Raw genomic sequence first — 22872 nt, 5'->3', positions numbered from 1 at the left:
GTGCCTTTTGTAGAATGAACCGGCGAGTTACGATAGCGTGCGAGGTTAAGTCGAAGAGACGGAGCCGCAGCGAAAGCGAGTCTGAATAGGGCGAAAGTACGTTGTCGTAGACCCGAAACCGTGTGATCTAGCCATGTCCAGGGTGAAGGTAGGGTAACACCTACTGGAGGCCCGAACCCACGCACGTTGAAAAGTGCGGGGATGAGGTGTGGCTAGCGGTGAAATTCCAATCGAACTCGGAGATAGCTGGTTCTCCCCGAAATAGCTTTAGGGCTAGCCTCGGATTTAGAGTCTTGGAGGTAGAGCACTGATTGGACTAGGGGCCCTCATCGGGTTACCGAATTCAGTCAAACTCCGAATGCCAAGTACTTATATCCGGGAGTCAGACGGTGAGTGCTAAGATCCATCGTCAAAAGGGAAACAGCCCAGACCATCAGCTAAGGCCCCCAAGTGTATGTTAAGTGGGAAACGATGTGGAGTTGCCCAGACAACCAGGATGTTGGCTTAGAAGCAGCCACCATTTAAAGAGTGCGTAATAGCTCACTGGTCGAGTGACTCTGCGCGGAAAATGTAACGGGGCTAAACATACCGCCGAAGCTATGGCAGTCCTTATGGACTGGGTAGGGGAGCGTTCCAAGCAGCAGTGAAGCCGTATCGTGAGGAGCGGTGGAGCGCTTGGAAGTGAGAATGCCGGTGTAAGTAGCGAAAAGACAAGTGAGAATCTTGTCCACCGAAAGCCTAAGGTTTCCTGGGGAAGGCTCGTCCTCCCAGGGTTAGTCGGGACCTAAGCTGAGGCCGAAAGGCGTAGGCGATGGACAACTGGTTGATATTCCAGTACCACCTCTGTTCCGCTTGAGCAATGGCGTGACGCAGGAGGATAGGGTGAGCGGCCTATTGGATGGCCGTCTAAGCAGTAAGTGTGGTGTGTAGGCAAATCCGCACACCAATAAGCACAAGCTGTGATGGCGAGGGAAATATAAGTACCGAAGTCCCTGATTTCACACTGCCAAGAAAAGCGTCTAGCGAGGAACAAGGTGCCCGTACCGCAAACCGACACAGGTAGGCGAGGAGAGAATCCTAAGGTGCGCGGGATAACTCTTGCTAAGGAACTCGGCAAAATGGCCCCGTAACTTCGGGAGAAGGGGCGCCTCGGTAGGGTTTATAGCCCGAGGAGGCCGCAGTGAAAAGGCCCAAGCGACTGTTTAGCAAAAACACAGGTCTCTGCGAAGCCGCAAGGCGAAGTATAGGGGCTGACGCCTGCCCGGTGCTGGAAGGTTAAGGGGATGGGTTAGCGCAAGCGAAGCTTTGAACCGAAGCCCCAGTAAACGGCGGCCGTAACTATAACGGTCCTAAGGTAGCGAAATTCCTTGTCGGGTAAGTTCCGACCCGCACGAAAGGCGTAACGACTTGGGCGCTGTCTCGGCAAGAGACCCGGTGAAATCATAATACCTGTGAAGATGCAGGTTACCCGCGACAAGACGGAAAGACCCCATGGAGCTTTACTGTAGCCTGGTATTGAAACTTTGTGCATCATGTACAGAATAGGTGGGAAGCTGTGAAGCGAGGGCGCCAGCCTTCGTGGAGCTGTCGTTGGGATACCACCCTTGATGTACGGAGTTTCTAACTTGCCGCCCTTATCGGGTGGAAGGACCATGCCAGGTGGGCAGTTTGACTGGGGCGGTCGCCTCCTAAAGAGTAACGGAGGCGCCCAAAGGTTCCCTCAGAATGGTCGGAAATCATTCGTAGAGTGTAAAGGCACAAGGGAGCTTGACTGCGAGACCTACAAGTCGAGCAGGGACGAAAGTCGGGCTTAGTGATCCGGTGGTTCCGCATGGAAGGGCCATCGCTCAACGGATAAAAGCTACCCTGGGGATAACAGGCTTATCTCCCCCAAGAGTCCACATCGACGGGGAGGTTTGGCACCTCGATGTCGGCTCATCGCATCCTGGGGCTGAAGTAGGTCCCAAGGGTTGGGCTGTTCGCCCATTAAAGCGGTACGCGAGCTGGGTTCAGAACGTCGTGAGACAGTTCGGTCCCTATCTGTCGCGGGCGTAGGAAGTTTGAGGAGAGCTGTCCTTAGTACGAGAGGACCGGGATGGACGCACCTCTGGTGCACCAGTTGTCACGCCAGTGGCACAGCTGGGTAGCTATGTGCGGACGGGATAAGCGCTGAAAGCATCTAAGCGTGAAGCCCCCTTCAAGATGAGACTTCCCATAGCGCAAGCTAGTAAGACCCCTCATAGACGATGAGGTTGATAGGTTCGGTGTGGAAGTGCAGTAATGCATGGAGCTGACGAATACTAATCGGTCGAGGACTTATCCACATTGCCTTTATGCTGACTTCATTATCTAGTTTTCAGAGAACAAATTTATAAATATGGAGCTGTGGTGAAGTTGGAGTTCACGCCGGTCTGTCACACCGGAGGTCGCGGGTTCGAGTCCCGTCAGCTCCGCCATATTTTTATTAAAATTTGATATGGCTCGGTAGCTCAGTCGGTAGAGCAGAGGACTGAAAATCCTCGTGTCGGCGGTTCGATTCCGTCCCGAGCCACCATTTTAATGGGAGCCATTAGCTCAGTTGGTAGAGCATCTGACTTTTAATCAGAGGGTCGAAGGTTCGAGTCCTTCATGGCTCACCATTGCCACGCGGGTGTGGCGGAATTGGCAGACGCACCAGATTTAGGTTCTGGCGGGCGACCGTGGGGGTTCAAGTCCCTCCACCCGCACCATTTATTCGCGGACGTAGCTCAATTGGTAGAGCGTCGCCTTGCCAAGGCGAAGGTCGCGGGTTCGAGACCCGTCGTCCGCTCCATTTTTTATAATTGAACCGAATAACACCACTTGCTATGCAGGTGGTGTTTGTTGATGTATACAAGATTATTTGCTATGATGATAGACTCACCAATCGTCGAGTTTTTCAATTCGAACATATAGACAAATTGAATAAACAATTCTACTAAAAAGATGCTTTAAGTGTTTTCCAGGTTGAGACACAGGCTACGATTTGATACGATATGTTGAGATTATGAATAGCTACTTTGAGCTCCTGGATAACAAGGAGGAATTATGAACAAAAATGAGCAAGAGAGACGTGGCGTAATTACTAGCTTTCAGCAGGACGCCAATTTTTTTGCCAACTGGGGAATGCGTTCTCTTCAACGAAACAATTTCAATAAAGCCCTACAGTGCTTTGAACGAGCGTTAGAGATTGAACCAGCAAATGCAGTACACTATTGTAATAAAGCCAGTGTGCTAGCTGAGATGGGTAAATTTGAAGATTCAAACGACATCTTATATTCCATTATAGAAAAAATTGATTCATCATTGGTTGATGTATATTTTTTCCTAGCAAATAATTACGCGAATATGGATGATTTTGAAATGGCAGCTGATATGGCTGTTAAATATCTAACTTGTGAAGCAGATGGAATTTATGCGGAAGAAGCACAAGAGTTACTTCATTATATTTATTTTGAACTCGATTTACCGCCACGTAACCCACTCGAACCACAGGAAGATGAGACAATGGTCATACAGCATGAAGAGGCTCGTAAAAAGCTAGAAGAAGGGAAATTTATGCAGGCTGTTGAGTGTTTAAACAGCTTAGTTAAAGAGTATCCTGATTTTATGCCTGCATGGAATAACTTAGCTCTGGCTTATTATTATATTGGCGATTTTAATAAAGCAATGGATACGATTGAACTAGCTTTGGAAAAAGATCCGGGTAATTTGCATGCCATTTGCAATATGGCCGTATTACTTTCCCATCACAATAAATGGGCTGAACTAGTTCCTATTATCACTCGTCTAAAAAAAATTCAGCCTTTTCATTACGACCATATGTACAAACTTGCCACAACAATGGGGGTTTTAGGTCAACATGAGGATGCCTGTAAGCTGTATCAAAAAATTTTGAGACAGCCTATGCTACATGACGTATCTACCTACCACTATGCGGCTACCTCAGCATATTTATCAGAACGCTATCAACTGGCAATTAAATGGTGGAAAAAAGTACAGCAGATGGATCCTGAGGCAGGTATTGCTCAATACTATTTAGAAAAAGCAAAAAGCGCCTTACATGGAATGCCTAAAGAAAATATTCCTTATCACTATCATCATCCGCAAAAAGAAATAGAGATGAACCAAGCTCCTATTACTGCACAGGATTTTAAATATAATCCGATGGTAAGGGCTTCTATGCTATGGGCTTTGCAACATGGTAAAGAAGAATCAAAAGAAACGGTTATCCGTACTTTAGCTATGATTGGTGATTCTGAGGCAATTTCCACATTAGAGTATTATATAGACATCACAAATAATGAAGAATTAAAAGAAATAGCGCTAGCAGCTCTTGAAGAGCTAGAGACAAGAATTGAAAGTGAAAACGGTGAGAGACCTATATTGAAAGAGGTCACATCCACTTCTGATGAATGGTCAAAAGGAAATCTCACCACACTACATCAAAGAGAACAATCTGAAGAATTGTCTTTAGATTTAAGTAACACTACAGATAAACAAACCATTACGGATGAAGTGGAGTTTATAATTACTGAACAATTATCTTCGTCAACAAATCATGAGAAGCGTGAGTGGATGATTCACCAGTGGAAGTATTATATTAGTCAAAAAGAACAAATTCAAGTTCGTAAGCTGGAGGCATGGGCAGCTGCATTAGATTATTTATATGAAAGATCAAAGGGTACTCATAAAATTTCGCAGAATAGTATTGCCGAACAATATGGTGTTTCTAAGTCAACTTTGACAAAATGTTTACGGGCTTTGTCTTATATTGATTAAAAAGAATTCTTATTTTATAATAAGTATAATCTGTTATCTTATAACGTTACCATGTACAAAGAAATTGGTTATATATTGATGATAGAAGAGGCTAATTCCCACCAAGGAGGAGTTACTTTATGAGCGATCAAAAAATCTATGACGTAATTATTGCAGGAGCGGGACCAGCCGGAATGACGGCAGCTGTCTATACATCTCGAGCGAATATGTCTACTTTAATGCTGGAGCGCGGTATTCCAGGTGGACAAATGGCAAACACTGAGGATATCGAGAACTTTCCTGGTTTTACCAGCATTTTAGGTCCTGACTTGTCTAATAAAATGTTTGAGCACGCACAAAAGTTCGGAGCAGAATATCAATATGGTGACATCAAAGAAATCCGCGATGACAATCCGTATAAAACTGTGGTAGTAGGAGATAAAGAGTATAAAGCTAAATCTATTATCGTGGCTACTGGAGCAGAGCATCGTCTATTGGGTGCACCTGGTGAAAAAGAATATTCTGGTCGTGGTGTTTCTTATTGTGCCGTTTGTGATGGAGCATTTTTCCGAAATAAGGAACTTGTTGTCATTGGTGGAGGCGACTCAGCTGTTGAGGAAGCTATCTTCCTAACTCGTTTTGCAACAAAAGTAACCATCATACATCGTCGCGATGAATTCCGTGCCCAAAAAATTATCCAGAAGCGAGCTTTCGAAAATGAAAAAATTCATGTTATCTGGGACACTGTTGTTAAAGAAATTCGTGGTGATAATGTAGTAACAGGTGTTTTATTGGAAAACGTGAAAACCGGTGAGCAAACCGAGTATCCAACAAATGGCGTATTTATTTATGTAGGTATGGACCCATTGACGGAAGCTGTTAAGAATCTGGGTATTACGAACGAGGGTGGCTACATCCCAACTGATGAATTAATGCGTACAAATGTAGAAGGAGTCTTTGCTGCTGGTGACGTACGTGAGAAATTACTACGTCAAGTTGTAACGGCTACAGGGGATGGCTCCATTGCTGCTCAAAACGCTCAAATCTACGTAGAAGAGTTAGAAGAACGACTAAAAGAACAAGATGTTACAATATCGTAAAACGCTTGTAACAATACTGAAATATTAGGCGGGTAGAATAAAGACAGTTACTTTATTGAATGTGAATTGCCCCCTTTTTCTATATAACCTTGATTTGCGTGGTCTGCGGATAGACCACGTCTTTTTTTTTGAACGGAATTATTTGGAATTATTTGCAAGAATAATAAGGAAACTCTTACTGGGAGCTGTGTCATATGGTATCCTTAGAGGAGGATGGAGGCGAGAAAATGGGTGAAGATAGTAAACAGAAAGCGGTAAACTTACTCATTATTACAGGCATGTCAGGAGCGGGGAAAACCACAGCTGTGCAAAGTCTAGAGGATCTAGGTTTTTTCTGTGTAGATAATTTGCCACCAATCCTTATTCCTAAATTTGCAGAGCTTATTATCCAGTCGGGGCGTGGGATCGAACGGGTTGCTCTTGTTATTGATTTACGTGGCCGTGAATTCTTTGACAGTCTTTTTGATGCTATTGATGGATTATCAGAAAGAGAAGGAATTCATTTTCAAATTCTATTCCTGGATGCGAATGATCAGAATTTAGTTCGTCGCTATAAGGAAACGAGAAGACGGCATCCTCTTTCCCCAACAGGTACACCTTTAGAGGGAATTATGGCTGAACGGAGACTTCTTCAGGATTTAAAGGGCAGAGCCAATCAGATTATTGATACAAGTCAAATGAAGCCGATGCAGCTTCGTGATAAAATCATAAACCAGTACTCACAGCAAAGCTCTGAATGGACCCTTAATGTTCAGTCATTTGGTTTTAAGTATGGGATTCCGATTGATGCTGATCTAGTCTTTGACGTGCGTTTTTTACCAAATCCGCATTACGTTGATGATTTACGGCCAAAAACAGGCTGTGATAGCGATGTAGCTAATTACGTCATGAAGTGGACTGATACACAGGAGTTCTTGGCCCGCTTGATTGATTTCTTGAATTTCACCATTCCTCATTATCAACGTGAAGGAAAAAGTCAGCTGGTCGTTGGTATCGGATGTACAGGTGGAAAACATCGGTCTGTAGCTATTGCAGAGCACATTGGAGAAACGTTCCGTAAAGATTATCAGGTTCGCGTTACACATCGTGACATCGAAAAGAATAAATAACATAAGATGATAAAAAAAAGAATAAGTGGGATTTAGCACCAAAGAACTCTCAACAAAGGGAATCGAGGTGACCTATGGCATTAGGGAGAGGCATGAACATGCAACAAAGAGATGAAATGTTGAAAGTCGTTGTAATAGGGGGAGGGACAGGTCTGTCTGTCCTGTTACGCGGTTTGAAAGAAGAGGCTGTTCATATCACGGCTGTTGTTACGGTTGCTGATGATGGAGGAAGCTCAGGACGTCTTCGGGAAGAGATGGATATGTTGCCTCCGGGAGATATTCGTAACGTGTTAACAGCACTCGCTGACGCAGAACCATTAATGAAGCAGCTGATGCAATATCGATTCAACACGGGTACAGGCTTAGCAGGCCATAATTTAGGAAATTTGCTGCTTGCCGCTATGAATGATATCACGGGGGACTTTGTCACGGCCGTGAAGGCACTCAGCAGGGTTTTAGCGGTACGCGGGGATGTGTTGCCATCATCTACTCAATCAATCCTGTTAAAGGCTGAATTAGAAGACGGAACCATCGTCTCAGGAGAATCACAAATCCCGTTGTCTGGTAAGAAGATCAAGCGAGTTTTTCTGGACCCAGTAGATGCTCGACCTTTAATTGAAGCCTTAGATGCTATTAAAGAAGCAGACGCAATTATTTTGGGGCCAGGTAGCTTATATACAAGTATCCTACCTAATTTATTAGTTAACGGTGTCTTTGAGACTATATTGGAATCGACAGCACCAAAAGTATATATTTGTAATGTAATGACTCAGCCGGGTGAAACCGACAATTTTACAGCTTATGATCATGTTAAAGCATTATATGATCATGTTGGGGTAGAATTTTTAGATACGATTGTAGTAAACACTGAGCAGGTACCTGAAGACTATTTAGCTAAATACGCGGAAAAGGGCGCGTATCCAGTCTTATGTGATATGGATAAGCTGAAGGAGCTAGGCGTGACGATTGTGGCCGAACCTATGATTACCTATGGGGAATTATACTTACGACATGATGCAAAACGAGTAAGTCAGGAGATCGTGGCCATCCTTCGCCAGATTATATCGCAACAAGAAAGGAAGTGATGTGACATGTCATTCGCCGCACACACAAAAAAAGAGTTAACAATGATTGAAGCTTCAACTTGTTGTAATCGAGCAGAACTTGCTGCACTGATTCGCATGAATGGAACCATTCAATTAGGAACGGGAAAATTTATTTTGGATATCTCTACAGAGAATGCGGCGATTGCACGAAGAATTTATACGTTGGTCAAACAAATTTTTCAAATTCATGCCGAGTTATTGGTACGTAAAAAAATGCGTCTGAAAAAAAACAACGTGTATATTGTGCGAATACCACTTCGGGCTTATGAGATCCTAGAAGACTTACGTATTATGGATAAGAATTTAACATTTTATCCTGGTATTTCACCTGATCTCGTGGCGAATGAATGTTGCGTACGCGCGTTTCTTCGAGGTGCATTCTTAGCGGGAGGTTCTGTAAACCATCCAGAGGCTTCTAGTTATCATTTGGAAATTTTTTCTGCCTATCAAGATTTTTGTGAAGCGTTAACTGGTTTAGCTAATCGCTATGAATTGAATGCCAAATGTATTGAACGCAAAAAAGGGTTTGTTATGTACATAAAAGAGGGCGAAAAAATAACGGACTTCTTAAGTGTAATTGGTGCGCACCAGGCTTTGTTGTATTTTGAGGATGTGCGAATTGTGAAAGACATGCGGAATTCAGTTAATCGTTTGCATAACTGTGAGATTGCCAATATCAATAAAACAGTAAACGCTGCTACCAAACAAATGGAGAATATTCAATTGATCGAGAAAGAGATAGGTCTTGAAAACCTACCTATCCGCTTACGAGAGGTGGCAGAACTTCGCTTACAGAACCCTGACATTAATCTGAAGGAATTAGGCGAGATGATTCCAAGTGGAGTTGTGAGTAAGTCAGGTATTAACCATCGCTTGCGTAAGATAAATGAGATTGCAGATAACTTGCGAGAAAAACTGAGTCTTTCTACGTAGGGACATGTTATAATAGAAATAAAGGAAAATTCCAAGCGGGGAGGTCCAAGATGGTACAGCAACGGGTTATGGTTAAACTTAAAACAGGGTTACAAGCCCGCCCAGCGGCATTCTTTGTTCAAGAAGCAAATCGATACCGTTCTGAAATTTATGTAGAAAAAGACAATAAAAAGGTGAATGCCAAAAGTATCATGGGAATTATGAGTTTGGCGATCAGCTCGGGAACAGAAATTACCATCTTGGCTAGTGGGGATGATGCCCAAATGGCAGTTGATACACTGGCTGGTCTGATTGATAAAGACGAATAAAATGTAAACGCTAAACCAGCAGATATTGCTGGTTTTTGCTTGTATGACCTACTGCTTATGGTGATATCCTAATGAGAAACATCTGAGCTAGGAGGGAAAGAATATGTCCAACAAAGCTAAGGGATTGCCAGATTGCTGTCTAGAAGGTAGAGATAAGAACTTTATGGATATTGATCGCATGGTAAACGAGGGGCTAGGAGGCGGTACGGTGGCTGAATATAATGGCCTGATTGAAGAGACGACCGTTGATTCCATGGACGGAGAATATACAACAAATAAGGATTTACGAGGCAACGAAATGTAGTTGTCTTTATTGAAATAACGATAAATGAAAGCTGATATGTAGAAGAGGGCAACCTAGGGTCGCCCTCTTTATGTGTATCTAACTTATTTTCTTGTAATGACTTCGTCGATCAATCCGTATTCTTTTGCTGCTTGAGCGGACAGGAAGTTGTCACGATCCGTATCTTTAGCAATTTGTTCGTATGGTTGACCAGTACGGTCAGCATAAATGCGGTTTAGATGTTCCCGCATTTTAATAATACGTTTTGCAGCAATTTCGATGTCGCTCGCTTGACCTTGAGCGCCACCTAGAGGTTGGTGAATCATGATTTCGCTATTAGGCAAAGCATAGCGTTTTCCTTTTGCTCCGGCACAAAGCAGGAACGATCCCATAGAGGCAGCTAATCCAACACAGATAGTCGATACATCTGGTTTAATATATTGCATCGTGTCATAGATAGCCATACCGGCCGTGATCGATCCACCAGGACTGTTTATGTAGATGCTGATGTCTTTGTCAGGATCTTCTGCTTGTAGGAACAAGAGCTGTGCTACAACACTATTTGCTACCTGATCATTGATAGGTGTTCCTAAAAAGATAATACGATCTTTTAACAGACGGGAATAGATATCGTAAGCGCGTTCTCCACGATTTGTTTGTTCAATTACAGTTGGAATTAGATTCATATTCATTCACGTTCCTCCTCCCTTTTCTTACAATAATCATACACAATTGGTCAATAAAGGTCAAACAAAATCAAAACTCTACTCCATTATTAAACCCAAAAAATGTATATTTTAAACCTTTTGCAAAAAACTATAGGGCGGTTCTTTTGTTACTGGCACGTACACAACCAGTAATCGCACCTAAGAAATATATATTGACCAACATTCCTAGTAAAAAGCCTAGTAAAGGGATTTGGATGATAAGAACTAATAGAAAAACACCAATAAATTCAGCAAATAAGGGTGAGATTTTCCAATGGAAACGACTTATTAACTTTTGCCCCAACCAAGTGCCCACATATACTTTACCTAAAATCAGGAGCAGAGTGTAGGCAATTGCAATAACGATACCTACAGGAATACCAACAACAGTAAGTAACATAAGAATACTAAGCAATGGAGCCAAGATAAAAATAAGTAAGCCGATCCCAAACTGTTTAAAAGGATGGTGAGTATGTAGCTGTTCGCTCACATTGTATAGAGAACCGGCAAAAAAATAACGGATGAGTAGCCAAAAAATTAATGTACTTAAGCATGAAGAGACAGACATCATTAACATAAAAGAGCGGTAGGAAGGCCTAGGTTCAATAAGAGTATGTTTGTGTTGACCCTTGATATAGGCTCCAGCATCAATCTGCGCAGGTTCAAATGATGTATAAATCAGATCACCTTGAATGGTAGCTGTAGGATTGAGATGAAGAGATTCTACTTGAAATAGGGACGTGCCCCCCTCTAATAAACCTGAAATCGTGGCACGATTGTAGAACCCATTCGTTTCTTTTCCAACACGTCCTTCTATGTTCATTTCATTGACAAAACCTAAAATACTACCATTCACGTTCCCAGATTGATTCACATGAAGCTCATCAGCTCCAGCGGATATGTTCTTTTGGATAGTGCCTGAAACAGTTAGCGCTTGAGAATAGGAGCGTACATTACCCCCGACTGTCCCTGACACGTTTGTAAGGTAAGCAAATGAGATTACATCTCCTGTTACAGTCCCTTTTATATCGATCATTTCTGCGAAAGCATATAAGTCCCCATCTATTGTTCCCTCTATGACAACTTTAGTAGCATTTGTTATAACATCCCCGTGATGTACCTCATTAGACTTTATCTGATATAACTCTCCATTGTGTAAATTGATAGCATAAGCAGAACTAGCCAGGATCAAACAAAAAACAAGTAAGAAAGAAAAGAAGAATATTTTCTTACTCATTACCTAGTTCTCCAGTTACTCGTATTCACTTTGCTAGAAAGGCGAATAGAATACAATAGAATGGCTAGAACAAACAAAATAGAAGAGATAAAGCCAATGAGGTAAAAGTTCTTAAACATCAGTAAAATCATCGTTGCTTTTTCTTTTAACCAGAACATTGAACTCCAGACTGATTGCCACTGAAATAAAGAATTAATAGCACTATTCCAGTCATGTAGCCAGTTGATTCCAACCAAGAGAATGACAACAAAGAAACCAAGGGATGCTCCAAAAATAAAACGTAAACGATGAACAAATAGGTGGTGACGGTTTTGATTAAAACAAGCAATTTGTTTAATTTGATCACAAACAGTTTTTTCCAAGTGGATAGGTGGAAGCGTTGGTGTTGTTACATGAATGGCTTTTACAAGCTCTGCCTGCTCTTCAAGAAAAGTAGCGTATAGTTTCTGACACTCTGAGCAACTGTGCAAATGGCTGGCCACTTGTTGTTGTTCCTCTTGGATTAATTCACCGTCTGCATACATCATGAAAGTAAACTCATCCGGATGTTGCATTGTATACACTCCTTTCTATTGATTTATGGCTCAGCAACTCTTTTAAAAACTTTCGGGAACGGAATAGACGGGTACCAACAGTATTTTTGCTCATTCCTACAATGGAACCTATTTCTTCATAACTTAATTCATCCACAAAGCGGAGAGTAACAATTAATCGATCTACTTCTTCCAAATGATATAACAATTCTTGAATATGGGAGTAAAATTCCTTCTTCATAAATAAGGTTTCTGGTGTTTCAACAGATTTTTGTTGTTTATTTACTTGATGATATAATTGATCGTCCTGCAGGGTTATTTCCTTCTTTTTTCTAAGGAAATCGATGCAAGTATTTGAGGATAAGCGGTATAACCAAGAATGGAACGGATAGGATTGATCAAATTTATTCAAGTTTTGGGCCACTTTTAGCCAAATATCATTGCATACATCCTGAGAATCATGATAGGAATAGACCATTTTGAGGACGATGCGTTGCACGCGCTGATCAAAAAGCTCGACAAGTAGAGGGAAAGAATCGGCATCCCCTTTTAAAAATTTCAGAATATATTCCAAGGCTTTTCGATTTAGCGCATAAAGATCTTCGCGTGATTGCTCTTCCACATTCGGTCCTCCTTTCTAGTACTAGTACGTAAGTTCCATATTAAAAATTTCGGTTAATCTAAATCCTTTTCTTCATTCGACTTATGGGGTTCTTCTTCCTTCAAATCTTTTCCAATATCTTCTGTTAAGTCAATAATAACTCGCATTTTTGCCTTCATTTTTTTCCCTTTTATAATCGTGTAGTCCGTAATGTCTTGATGTTCTAGGCGACTGATAGCGTCCGCTAATTCCTCTGACGTTGTATATGGTTGGATGGTTAGAAGACATTCATCTTCGCTTGATTCCTGATAGATGAGAAATAATTGTTCTTCCATAGTGATAAACCTCCATAGTACTTATCCACAAAGTTATCAACAGCTTGTGCACAAAACATTTGTTCGTGGAATACTTTTATAGTTATTATGTGACAACAGCACTAGATCATACGGAGGCAGACGGGTTATTATACGTAAAAAATTATGTATTGTGCATAGAGAGCTTTATTCCCTTGGTTTGTGTTAGAATGTTCTGTACAATATAGAAGGGACTGTACAGAAGCAAACGGGGGTGATGTAAATTGAGTTCCATGATTGTTGCTGTTGTTGTCATTGTTGGTATCATTGTTGGATGTTCGATTTGGGCAATAAATAAAGGATATTCTTACAAAAGCAAAATTGACGATATAGATGAGTGATAAATAAAAACACACCGGATGGGGTGTGTTTTTATCTGTATAAATACGATATAGAGGAAGTTAGATAGGTAGAAAAATATATGATCACTTATAATTGCTAGTAATTTTAAAACAAAGATGAAATATCACCGGAATTAGGATTCACGATATACCAGCCGTAGGTGTTAATGTAACGATCTCCGTTTTGGAAGTTGTTTACAACCTCTTGATAAATCTGGATGACATAATTTCCGCGTTCATCATCGTGATCATAGGCAATCGTGAAATTCTCTGGTACCTCTTTCCCGTATTTCTGACGGACAAGTTCTACGGCTTGATACTTAGAGTAGGTCTTGCTTGTCGGAAGCTTACCGATGTAAACAGAGAGCGATTTCCCATCGTATACGATTGGCTTGCCAAGGTTTTCTGCTGCAAAACGAACAGGAACGTATGCTGTATTTTTGTATAGAAATCCTTGCGTTTGAACAGGTGGTGATTTAGGTATACCATCAAAGTAAAAAGTAATTGGCTTTTCCATATCTGGTTTGACAGCCATTTCTGAAGCGGCATAGGCGATAGAGGAGGATAAAATAGCTCCGATCCCAATGCCAATTGCTAACGATTTTACATTTAACTTACCCATACTTAATTAAGCCCCACTTATCTTTATTTTTGTTAATCACAGTATGACAAATGGCGACAAAATCCGCAAAAGTCGTGGGTAATAGGAAATTGTATCTAACGTTGATAAATAAAATGGGGAATTTCCATATTTCGCCCTGTAAAACATCATATTATGTGAGATATTTCATTTCAACACAGAATTACTGTAGCATCGTCTCATTCTCAAGCCCTACAATGGAGTAGGCAAGTTAGTAAATAAAACAAAACTGAGTAGAAAGAACCATTTGTAACGCCTCTATCATTTTGGTATAAGGTTCAGATGCTTTGCGCTTTCATAATTAGTTATTACTCTAATGGGTGTTCACTGTCTAGACGAGGTTAGCATTTTTACCGCAGAAGCATTGCTACATAAAGAAACATCCATGACATTATTAACCAGCCTATACCAAACAGTACCTTCCGCATAAATATCACCAACTTTTTGAATAATCTGATAATATTATAGCAAATGAAGTAATAATTAGATATTATTTTTAAAGATTCAGGTAAAATAGATGACCCTAGCTCCACTTTTAAACACATAAAAAAACCTCCGTGGTAAACGGAGGTTTCGTCAAGTACAACTAATATGGTACGCCCGATAGGAATCGAACCTACGCACGCGGTTCCGGAGACCGCTGCTCTATCCACTGAGCTACGGGCGCATATCTTTCAGACAACAAAGATTATTATATACGAAAATGGAGCATAGGACAACTTTTTTACTGTATGATTAAAAAGAACAACTAAAAAGAATCTTTGCCGAGCTACTCTTGATATACTGTATGAAAAGTGTACCAATGAAAGATACACCTTGGCAGGAAAATTGCATGAACGCTATAATAGAAGAAGAGAGTTAAAGAAGGGTGGAAAGAAGATGTTGAAGTAAACGACATCTTGATGGTTTCTTACGGGAGGAGGAATGCAATATGAATATGGGCTTAGGTTTGTATCAAGAACAGACGTTAAAGTTAGTGATGACGCCTGAATTGCGTCAAGCTATTACGATATTGCAGTTTTCGGCCATTGATCTGATGAATTATTTGCAGGAGCAAGCGATTGAGAATCCAGTAATTGATCTTCAGGAAATTGCGGTTGCCCAAGAACCGTTACCTGTAGACAAAAGGGAAAAGACCTTGGAATTTGATTGGAAGGAATTAATGAATAATCCGGGTCACAATGATTTTTCAGTCAATAGAGATGAAAGCGCCTACAATCCTCTAGATTATGTGAGTGATACGCGAACCACCTTATTTTCTCATTTAGAAGAACAACTCGGTTATGTAAAAAGATTGACGCCGGTACAACGACAGATAGCCCGATATATTATAGGAAATCTTGATGAGCGAGGTTATCTGGAAGTACCCGTTACTAGTATCAAGGAGCGATTAGGGGTTGACTTGGAGGAGGTAGAAGACGTTCTTCGAGTGATTCAGCATTTAGACCCAGCTGGTGTAGCTGCGCGTTCGTTAGAAGAATGCTTGCTGTTACAGCTAGAGCATGAAGGACAAGATGAGGAACATATTGTAGAAGTTATTAAGCATCATCTGGTAGATCTGGCTAATAATCGTTTTGGAAAAATTGCTGAGCAGCTGCATATAAGCGTAGGGGACGTACAACAGATTGCAGATTTAGTTCGTACATTAAATCCGAGACCTGGAATGGCCTATAGTAGTGCAGAAATACGTTACATTGTTCCAGATGTTACAGTTGAAAAGGTAATGGGGGAATATATTGTTATTGTGAATGACTCTTCGTTGCCACGCTTGTCTATCAATCCCTTTTATGAACGAATGTTAAAAGAGAAAACCGAGAAGGATGAGGCTCGGCAATTTGTTCATGAAAAACTAAATGCGGCGGTTTGGTTGGCGAAAAGCCTAGAGCAAAGACGAATGACCTTGTTGCGTGTAACGCAGGCAATCGTTGACTTGCAGAATGATTTTTTTGAAAAAGGGATTCATTATTTAAAACCAATGACACAAAAAGATATTGCGGAGCGAGTTCAACTACATGAATCCACAATAAGTCGAGCTACCAGTAATAAATACGTACAAACTCCCCGTGGTGTTTTTGAATTAAAATACTTTTTTACTTCGGCACTGTCTACTGCAAATGGGGAAGCAGCATCGTCAGAAAGCGTGAAGAGACGAATTAAAGCTTTAATTGACGGTGAAGATCGCAATAAACCGTATTCCGATCAAAAGCTAGCGGAATTGTTGGAGAATGAAGGGATTGAAATCTCCCGCCGTACCGTCGCTAAATATCGAGAAGAAATGCTGATCTCATCGTCTGCGAAACGAAAGCGTTTTTTGTAACGATAAACACGCCAAAAAATAAGAGAAGATAAAGGAGTTCATCATCTAGATGGCTAGTGAAGCAAACAAACAATTACAATCAAATAATATTGTAATTGTTTTATATGGAAGACAGGGCTGTCACTTGTGTGATGATGTTGAGGAGCATATCAAGCGATTAGCCATGGAATTTCCGATAACGTATAAAGTTGTGAACATCACTGGAGATATGCGACTAGAAGAGAAGTATATGTTTACTATTCCTGTAGTCGAAATAAATGGGCTTGAAACATTTGTATCTGTAGATTCGGTTGTTACCGAGGAGGAACTACGCGTACATTTGCAAGAAAAAATGGGTAAATGTGAATAAATTAAGATTTCTTCGTTGGCTTCTTGTCAGTTAGCAGAGTGTATGCTACATTAAGAGTAAGCATTCTGCTTATTTTTTTGAAAGCTGCGGGACATAATTTGTATGGTGTGGGACTTTTTTAGTCCCGTTGAGACTGGAAAAGGATGAATGTGGAATGCGTACTTTATTAAATATCCAAAACAAGCTTGTTCCCGACCTCGTACAAGTATTGCGTAAACGATACGATCTTATGCAGTCGATTCGTCATTTGCAGCCTGTCGGTCGCAGGGCGTTAGCGCAGAATTTGCAGACGACTGAGCGCATCCTCAGGTCTGAAGTAGAACTCCTAAAAGATATGGGCTTAATTCACGTCAGCCCGATTGGCATGAGTTGTACAGAAGAAGGAATCCACCTTTTAAAAGAGATGGATTCAATGGCAGATGAGCTGTTCGGCTTTAATGACCTTGCTCTACAATTACAACATATCTTACATATTCCAAAAGTAATTGTGGTTGCTGGTGATGTAGACGTATCTGAATGGGGTAAAAAAGAGTTGGGACGAGTAGGAGCCCGGATCTTAAAACAAGTAGTTCAAGAAGGTGACGTGGTCGCTGTTACAGGTGGGTCCACGATTGTATCGGTAGCCGAGCATGTTACGCCTTCCTCGCACTTTCGTGATGTGCAATTTGTGCCAGCACGTGGTGGACTTGGAGAAAAGGTAGAAATGCAGGCTAATACGATTGCTTCTTCTCTTGCAGCAAAGTCAGGTGGAACCTATCATCTATTGCATGTGCCTGATCGTTTAAGCCCTGATGTAGTTCAATCTTTATTGGGAGAAGCACAGGTTGCTGAGGTTATGCAATTGCTTCACAAAACTAGGGTGGTTATACATGGAATTGGTGATGGAATGGCCATGGCTATGCGACGTAAGTACACAGAAGAAGAGCTTGAAGTGCTACGAGATCTTGGTGCTGTTGGTGAAGCATTTGGATATTACTTTAATGCGGCAGGAGAAACGATTTACAAAATGCCGACCATTGGCTTGTCCCTAGAAGACGTGAAGCGAGCCGATGTAGTTTTATCCTTAGGTGGAGGCAGTAGCAAAGCAAAAGCAATAATGTCCTTTGCCAAACAAGCATGCCAAACCGTTTTAATTACCGATGAAGGAGCGGCTCGAGCCATTTTGGAAGAGCACCGACAATCCTCTACTACAGTCTAAAATAACAGTTGCAGCTTGGTATGTTTTGTAATTGTGTGGGGATACACTAAACATTGGGATTTGATTTTGTATCAGCCCTAGTGAAGATCTAACTGGCAAACGTGATAGAAGTGGAGAGTTATAAATAGAGCACGCGTTTGACATGAAAAGAACTAGGGTAAAAAGATTGGTGAGCATGGAATTGCTTGGATAAAGTTTGACATACTAAGAATAAAGGTTTTCTGTTCGTAACATGGTTTTGTAATCGTCTGGTCATAGTAAGCTATGAACTGGTTCGATATAGATTCTCTAAAAAATTATTCTAAGAGTGGAACTTAGGAGGTTATCTACATGGTAAAAGTAGGAATTAACGGTTTTGGACGTATTGGACGTAACGTATTCCGTGCAGCTCTAAACAACCCAGCAGTTGAAATTGTTGCAGTAAATGACTTGACAGATGCAGTAACATTGGCGCATCTTTTGAAATATGACACAGTACATGGCAAATTGAATGCTACTGTTGAAGTAAAAGAAAACAGCCTGATTGTTAATGGCAAAGAAGTTAAAGTTCTAGCTGAGCGCGAACCTGCTAAATTGCCTTGGGGCGAACTAGGTGTTGAGATCGTAGTTGAATCTACTGGTCGTTTCACAAAACGTGAAGATGCTGCAAAACACCTTGAAGGTGGAGCTAAGAAAGTAGTTATCTCCGCACCTGCTTCAAACGAAGATATCACAATCGTTATGGGTGTTAACCACGATCAATATGATCCTGCTGCTCACACTGTAATCTCTAATGCTTCTTGCACAACAAACTGCTTGGCACCATTTGCTAAAGTATTGAACGACAAATTCGGAATCGTAAAAGGTCTGATGACTACTGTTCACTCTTACACAAATGACCAACAAATTCTTGACCTGCCACACAAAGACCTTCGTCGTGCTCGTGCGGCAGCTGAGAACATTATCCCAACTTCTACTGGTGCAGCGAAAGCCGTATCCTTGGTATTGCCTGAGTTGAAAGGTAAACTAAACGGTTTTGCAATGCGTGTACCAACTCCAAACGTATCTGTAGTTGACCTAGTTGTTGAAACAAAAACTTCTACTACAGTTGAAGAAGTAAACGCAGCTCTTAAAGAAGCTTCTGAAGGTGCATTGAAAGGTATCATGGGATACTCTGAAGAGCCACTAGTTTCTTGCGACTACAATGGTAACCCTGATTCTTCTTCCATTGATGCTCTATCTACAATGGTAATGGAAGGCAACATGGTTAAAGTTGTTTCTTGGTATGATAACGAGTCTGGTTACTCCAACCGTGTAGTAGATCTTTGCAAATTCATTGCTGAAAAAGGTCTGTAAGCCATACAAACTTTCATGTAATGTGAAAAGGGAGAGCTTCTCTCCCTTTTCCATTATGTATAAGCTCGAAACAAGCAAGCATTTAGTTAGGTAACAAGTCTGAGGGGGGTACCTTCCGTGAACAAAAAGTCCATTCGCGATATAGAATTAGCAGGTAAACGTGTGTTTTGTCGAGTAGATTTTAACGTCCCAATGCAAGATGGCGTAATTACAGACGACACGCGTATTCGTGCTGCTGTTCCAACTATTCAATATTTAATCGATAACCATGCTAAAGTCATTTTGGCTAGTCATTTTGGCCGTCCAAAAGGTGAAGTAGTGGAGGAAATGCGTCTTACTGCGGTAGGCGAACATCTAGCTTCTCTTCTTGGCAAATCCGTAAAAAAACTGAACGATTCAATTGGAGCAGAGGTTGAGACTGCTGTTCAAGCGATGAAGGAAGGCGATGTAATCCTTCTTGAAAACGTTCGTTTCCATAAAGGGGAAGAAAAGAACGATCCTGAGCTAGCAAAAAGTTTTGCAAACCTTGCTGACCTGTTTGTAAACGATGCATTTGGTACGGCTCACCGTGCACATGCAACGACTGCGGGTATCGCTCAGCACATTCCGGCAGTAGCTGGCTTGTTGATGGAAAAAGAAATTCAATTCATGGGTGGGGCTTTGTCCAAGCCTGAGCGTCCTTTCACAGCTATTGTGGGCGGAGCGAAAGTAAAGGACAAAATCGGCGTAATTGAAAATCTGTTGGGCAAAGTAGATACTTTGATCATCGGTGGCGGAATGGCTAACACTTTCATCAAAGCACAAGGTTACAATGTTGGGGCTTCCCTTTGTGAAGAAGATAAGCTGGATCTTGCTCGTACGTTGATGGAACAAGCAAAAGAACGCAATGTGAATTTGCTTATGCCAGTTGACGTAGTAGTTGCTGATAAGTTTGCAGCTGATGCCAACAAGCAAGTAGTAAGCATTGATGCGATTCCAGAAGGATGGATGGCCCTCGATATCGGACCAAAGACCATGGCTAACTACCGTGATGCAATTGTTCCTTCTAAAACAGTAGTATGGAACGGGCCTATGGGCGTATTTGAAATAGACGCTTTTGCTACTGGTACGATTGCTGTTGCTAACGCAATGGAAGAATGCCAAGGCACGACAATCATCGGTGGTGGTGACTCTGTAGCCGCTGTTGAAAAAGCAGGCGTAGCAGAGAAGATGACCCACATTTCTACTGGTGGCGGAGCTTCCCTTGAATTCATGGAAGGTAAAGAACTACCAGGCGTAACAGCGTTGCAAGACAAGTAAAATGGTATGTATGTAAAAGGTGAGGAGTGGAAGTAATGAGAACACCAATTATTGCTGGGAACTGGAAGATGTTCAAAACAATCGCAGAAGCAACTACGTTTGCCTCTCAATTGCCAAAAGAGGATAAAACTCCTCAAATTGAAAAAGTTATCTGCGCACCTTACACAAATTTGCCAGCATTAGCTGAGCAATTCAAAGGTACTTCTTATAAATTGGGCGCACAAAATGTGCATTTTGAAGAAACAGGCGCATTCACTGGTGAAATCAGCCCACTAATGTTAAAAGAGCTAGGTGTTGAGTACGTGATTATCGGTCATTCCGAGCGTCGTCAATACTTCAACGAAACAGACGAAACAGTGAACAAAAAAGCAAAAGCAGTCCTTGCTCATGGCATGAAGCCAATTGTTTGCGTAGGTGAGTCCCTAGAGGAGTACGAAGCAAATACCACTGAAAACGTGGTTCGCACGCAAACAGAAGCTGCTCTTAGCGGTCTAACTGCTGAGCAAGTAAAAGAAACCGTAATTGCTTATGAGCCAATCTGGGCCATCGGTACAGGTAAATCTTCTACGGCTGAAAATGCTAATAAAACAATTGCTTTCATCCGTAGTGTAATTGCTGGTGCATTTGACGCTAATACAGCGGCGCAAGTACGCATTCAATACGGTGGTAGCGTGAAACCTGAAAATGTGGCAAGCTATATGGGTGAGTCCGACATTGATGGAGCACTAGTTGGCGGAGCGAGTCTAACTGTTGAAGGCTACATGGGCTTAGTCAACGGAGTACAACAGTAGGAGGGGAAGCTATATGGCTAACAGACCAAAACCAGTTGCGTTAATTATTATGGACGGGTTTGGTCTTCGCACTAATGATTACGGTAATGCTGTTAATCAAGCGAAAAAACCAAACTACGACCGTTTGATGAATGATTATCCAAATGCTACATTGCTAGCTTCTGGTCTTGAAGTAGGTCTTCCAGAAGGACAAATGGGTAACTCTGAGGTAGGTCACTTGAATCTTGGTGCAGGACGCATCATTTATCAGGATCTTACTCGCATCACGAAGTCCATTAAAGAAGGCGCATTTTTTGATAATGAAACACTGATTGCTGCATTTAAGCATGCGAAAGAGAATAACAAAAAGGTTCACTTCTTTGGCTTGCTGTCTGATGGTGGTGTTCATAGCCACATCAACCATCTACTTGCTCTGCTTGAGCTTGCAAAAAAGGAAAACGCAGAAGATGTATTTGTTCACGGATTCCTAGATGGTCGCGACGTAGCTCCTGATAGTGCGATTACCTACATTGAAGAAGTACAACGTAAGATGGATGAACTTGGCATTGGTAAAATTGCGACTGTTCAAGGTCGTTATTACGCTATGGACCGCGATAAACGTTGGGAACGTGTTGAAAAAGCATACCGTGCTATGGTGTATGGTGATGCCCCTCATTACTCTGATGCAATCAAGGCTGTAAAGGAATCCTATGAGAAATCTGTGATGGATGAATTCGTTATGCCTACTGTAATGGTAGATGAGAATGACCAACCAATTGGGAAAGTAGAAGATGGAGATTCTATTATCTTCTTCAACTTCCGTCCTGACCGTGCGATCCAAACCTCCCAAGCGTTCACGAATGAGGATTTCCGTGGCTTTGACCGTGGAGAGAAATATCCGAAAGGCCTACACTTTGTATGCTTAACGAAATTCTCTGAGTCAGTCGATGGATACGTAGCATACAAACCAACTAACCTAGATAACACGCTAGGTGAAGTTTTGGCTCAAAATAATCTGAAGCAATTGCGCATTGCGGAAACAGAAAAGTATCCGCATGTAACATTCTTCTTCAGTGGTGGTCGTGAGCAGGAGTTCCCAGGTGAGAAGCGTATTTTGATTCCTTCTCCAAAGGTAGCCACCTATGATCTACAACCAGAAATGAGCGCCTATGAATTAACAGATGCAGTAGTGAAGGAGATTGAAGAAGAAAACTTCGATGCGATCATTCTTAACTTTGCAAACTGCGATATGGTTGGACATTCTGGTATGATGGAACCTACCATTAAAGCTGTTGAAACTGTTGATGCTTGCGTAGGCCGTGTAGCAGACGCTATTACTGCTAAGGGCGGAGTAGCTATCATCACAGCCGATCACGGAAATGCAGATTGGATGCTTACAAATGAAGGTAGACCAATCACCTCTCATAGCACAAACCCTGTTCCAGTTATTGTAACCAAAAAAGATATTGAACTGCGACCAGATGGTATTCTTGCTGATTTGTCTCCTACTATGTTAGAACTATTAGGTGTAGCACAACCAGCAGAAATGACAGGAAAATCTATTATTAAATAAA

At 41.7% G+C, this 22872-nt stretch carries 21 protein-coding genes, 6 tRNA genes and 1 rRNA gene (1 of these 28 running past the window's edge); 21 read left to right on the top strand and 7 right to left on the bottom strand.

The window, feature by feature from the left end; all coding sequences use genetic code 11:
• The 13 genes from BrL25_RS08340 to BrL25_RS08280 form a co-directional block, all read left to right on the top strand.
• A 23S ribosomal RNA gene (locus BrL25_RS08340) occupies positions 1-2324 on the top strand (it extends 605 nt beyond the left edge of the window).
• A gap of 55 nt (positions 2325-2379) precedes the next feature.
• Positions 2380-2456, top strand: a tRNA-Asp gene (locus tag BrL25_RS08335).
• Positions 2457-2478: 22 nt separating this feature from the next.
• A tRNA-Phe gene (locus tag BrL25_RS08330) sits at positions 2479-2554 on the top strand.
• 9 nt (positions 2555-2563) lie between these two features.
• A tRNA-Lys gene (locus BrL25_RS08325) sits at positions 2564-2639 on the top strand.
• A 7-nt stretch (positions 2640-2646) separates the two neighbouring features.
• Positions 2647-2729: transfer RNA gene (locus BrL25_RS08320), tRNA-Leu, on the top strand.
• Positions 2730-2736: 7 nt separating this feature from the next.
• A tRNA-Gly gene (locus BrL25_RS08315) sits at positions 2737-2812 on the top strand.
• A 254-nt stretch (positions 2813-3066) separates the two neighbouring features.
• A complete protein-coding gene (locus BrL25_RS08310; protein ID WP_018670207.1) occupies positions 3067-4800 on the top strand; it encodes a HEAT repeat domain-containing protein in 1734 nt (577 codons plus the stop codon).
• Positions 4801-4919: 119 nt separating this feature from the next.
• Complete coding sequence (gene trxB / locus BrL25_RS08305) at positions 4920-5879, top strand: thioredoxin-disulfide reductase (RefSeq protein WP_018670208.1); 960 nt, start codon at positions 4920-4922, stop codon at positions 5877-5879.
• Positions 5880-6073: 194 nt separating this feature from the next.
• Positions 6074-6988 carry an RNase adapter RapZ gene (gene rapZ / locus BrL25_RS08300; protein WP_018670209.1) on the top strand — a complete coding sequence of 305 codons (915 nt, stop codon included), beginning with the start codon at positions 6074-6076 and terminating at the stop codon, positions 6986-6988.
• Positions 6989-7080: 92 nt separating this feature from the next.
• Positions 7081-8073 carry a gluconeogenesis factor YvcK family protein gene (locus tag BrL25_RS08295; RefSeq protein ID WP_026315026.1) on the top strand — a complete coding sequence of 331 codons (993 nt, stop codon included), beginning with the start codon at positions 7081-7083 and terminating at the stop codon, positions 8071-8073.
• A 6-nt stretch (positions 8074-8079) separates the two neighbouring features.
• The gene (gene whiA / locus BrL25_RS08290) at positions 8080-9027 is read left to right on the top strand and encodes a DNA-binding protein WhiA (protein ID WP_018670211.1); all 948 of its coding nucleotides are present in this window, start codon (positions 8080-8082) and stop codon (positions 9025-9027) included.
• A gap of 50 nt (positions 9028-9077) precedes the next feature.
• Positions 9078-9335 (top strand): HPr family phosphocarrier protein, encoded by a 258-nt coding sequence (locus BrL25_RS08285; protein WP_018670212.1) that lies wholly within the window; start codon positions 9078-9080, stop codon positions 9333-9335.
• A 103-nt stretch (positions 9336-9438) separates the two neighbouring features.
• The gene (locus BrL25_RS08280; RefSeq protein WP_018670213.1) at positions 9439-9639 is read left to right on the top strand and encodes a hypothetical protein; all 201 of its coding nucleotides are present in this window, start codon (positions 9439-9441) and stop codon (positions 9637-9639) included.
• 83 nt (positions 9640-9722) lie between these two features.
• Here the strand turns inward: BrL25_RS08280 and clpP are convergent, their stop codons facing one another.
• From clpP to BrL25_RS08255, 5 genes are all read right to left on the bottom strand, one after another.
• Positions 9723-10304: an ATP-dependent Clp endopeptidase proteolytic subunit ClpP gene (clpP, locus tag BrL25_RS08275; protein ID WP_026315027.1), complete on the bottom strand. Its 582-nt coding sequence runs from the start codon at positions 10302-10304 to the stop codon at positions 9723-9725.
• Positions 10305-10434: 130 nt separating this feature from the next.
• On the bottom strand, positions 10435-11562 hold the full coding sequence (locus BrL25_RS08270) for a DUF8173 domain-containing protein (protein WP_018670215.1): 1128 nt from the start codon (positions 11560-11562) through the stop codon (positions 10435-10437).
• Complete coding sequence (locus BrL25_RS08265; RefSeq protein WP_018670216.1) at positions 11562-12116, bottom strand: anti-sigma factor family protein; 555 nt, start codon at positions 12114-12116, stop codon at positions 11562-11564. The genes BrL25_RS08270 and BrL25_RS08265 overlap by 1 nt, the downstream gene beginning before the upstream one ends.
• Positions 12100-12717 carry an RNA polymerase sigma factor gene (locus BrL25_RS08260; protein ID WP_018670217.1) on the bottom strand — a complete coding sequence of 206 codons (618 nt, stop codon included), beginning with the start codon at positions 12715-12717 and terminating at the stop codon, positions 12100-12102. The genes BrL25_RS08265 and BrL25_RS08260 overlap by 17 nt, the downstream gene beginning before the upstream one ends.
• Positions 12718-12770: 53 nt before the next feature.
• Positions 12771-13031 (bottom strand): hypothetical protein, encoded by a 261-nt coding sequence (locus BrL25_RS08255; RefSeq protein ID WP_018670218.1) that lies wholly within the window; start codon positions 13029-13031, stop codon positions 12771-12773.
• A gap of 251 nt (positions 13032-13282) precedes the next feature.
• Between BrL25_RS08255 and ytzI the strand changes: the two genes are divergently transcribed.
• A complete protein-coding gene (gene ytzI, locus BrL25_RS08250; RefSeq protein ID WP_236645812.1) occupies positions 13283-13390 on the top strand; it encodes a YtzI protein in 108 nt (35 codons plus the stop codon).
• A gap of 106 nt (positions 13391-13496) precedes the next feature.
• On the opposite strand, the gene BrL25_RS08245 is transcribed toward ytzI, so the two are convergent.
• Both BrL25_RS08245 and BrL25_RS08240 read right to left on the bottom strand, forming a co-directional pair.
• A complete protein-coding gene (locus BrL25_RS08245; protein WP_018670220.1) occupies positions 13497-14012 on the bottom strand; it encodes a stalk domain-containing protein in 516 nt (171 codons plus the stop codon).
• Positions 14013-14622: 610 nt separating this feature from the next.
• Positions 14623-14697, bottom strand: a tRNA-Arg gene (locus BrL25_RS08240).
• A gap of 264 nt (positions 14698-14961) precedes the next feature.
• Between BrL25_RS08240 and rpoN the strand changes: the two genes are divergently transcribed.
• From rpoN to gpmI, 7 genes are all read left to right on the top strand, one after another.
• Positions 14962-16347 carry an RNA polymerase factor sigma-54 gene (gene rpoN / locus BrL25_RS08235; RefSeq protein ID WP_018670222.1) on the top strand — a complete coding sequence of 462 codons (1386 nt, stop codon included), beginning with the start codon at positions 14962-14964 and terminating at the stop codon, positions 16345-16347.
• A 49-nt stretch (positions 16348-16396) separates the two neighbouring features.
• On the top strand, positions 16397-16696 hold the full coding sequence (locus BrL25_RS08230; RefSeq protein WP_018670223.1) for a glutaredoxin family protein: 300 nt from the start codon (positions 16397-16399) through the stop codon (positions 16694-16696).
• Positions 16697-16850: 154 nt separating this feature from the next.
• Positions 16851-17894, top strand: coding sequence for a sugar-binding transcriptional regulator (locus BrL25_RS08225; protein WP_018670224.1), 1044 nt, complete (start codon positions 16851-16853; stop codon positions 17892-17894).
• Positions 17895-18224: 330 nt separating this feature from the next.
• Complete coding sequence (gene gap, locus BrL25_RS08220) at positions 18225-19229, top strand: type I glyceraldehyde-3-phosphate dehydrogenase (protein ID WP_018670225.1); 1005 nt, start codon at positions 18225-18227, stop codon at positions 19227-19229.
• Positions 19230-19346: 117 nt separating this feature from the next.
• Positions 19347-20528 (top strand): phosphoglycerate kinase, encoded by a 1182-nt coding sequence (locus BrL25_RS08215; RefSeq protein WP_018670226.1) that lies wholly within the window; start codon positions 19347-19349, stop codon positions 20526-20528.
• A 35-nt stretch (positions 20529-20563) separates the two neighbouring features.
• Positions 20564-21319, top strand: coding sequence for a triose-phosphate isomerase (gene tpiA / locus BrL25_RS08210; RefSeq protein ID WP_018670227.1), 756 nt, complete (start codon positions 20564-20566; stop codon positions 21317-21319).
• Positions 21320-21332: 13 nt separating this feature from the next.
• Complete coding sequence (gene gpmI, locus BrL25_RS08205) at positions 21333-22871, top strand: 2,3-bisphosphoglycerate-independent phosphoglycerate mutase (protein WP_018670228.1); 1539 nt, start codon at positions 21333-21335, stop codon at positions 22869-22871.
• The last annotated feature ends 1 nt before the right edge of the window (position 22872 follow it).

The sequence above is a fragment of the Brevibacillus laterosporus DSM 25 genome (assembly GCF_002706795.1).
GTDB classification, from domain to species: Bacteria; Bacillota; Bacilli; order Brevibacillales; family Brevibacillaceae; genus Brevibacillus_B; species Brevibacillus_B laterosporus.
Note: the sequence above shows the minus strand (reverse complement) of the source record. Positions and strands in the feature narration are given on the sequence as shown.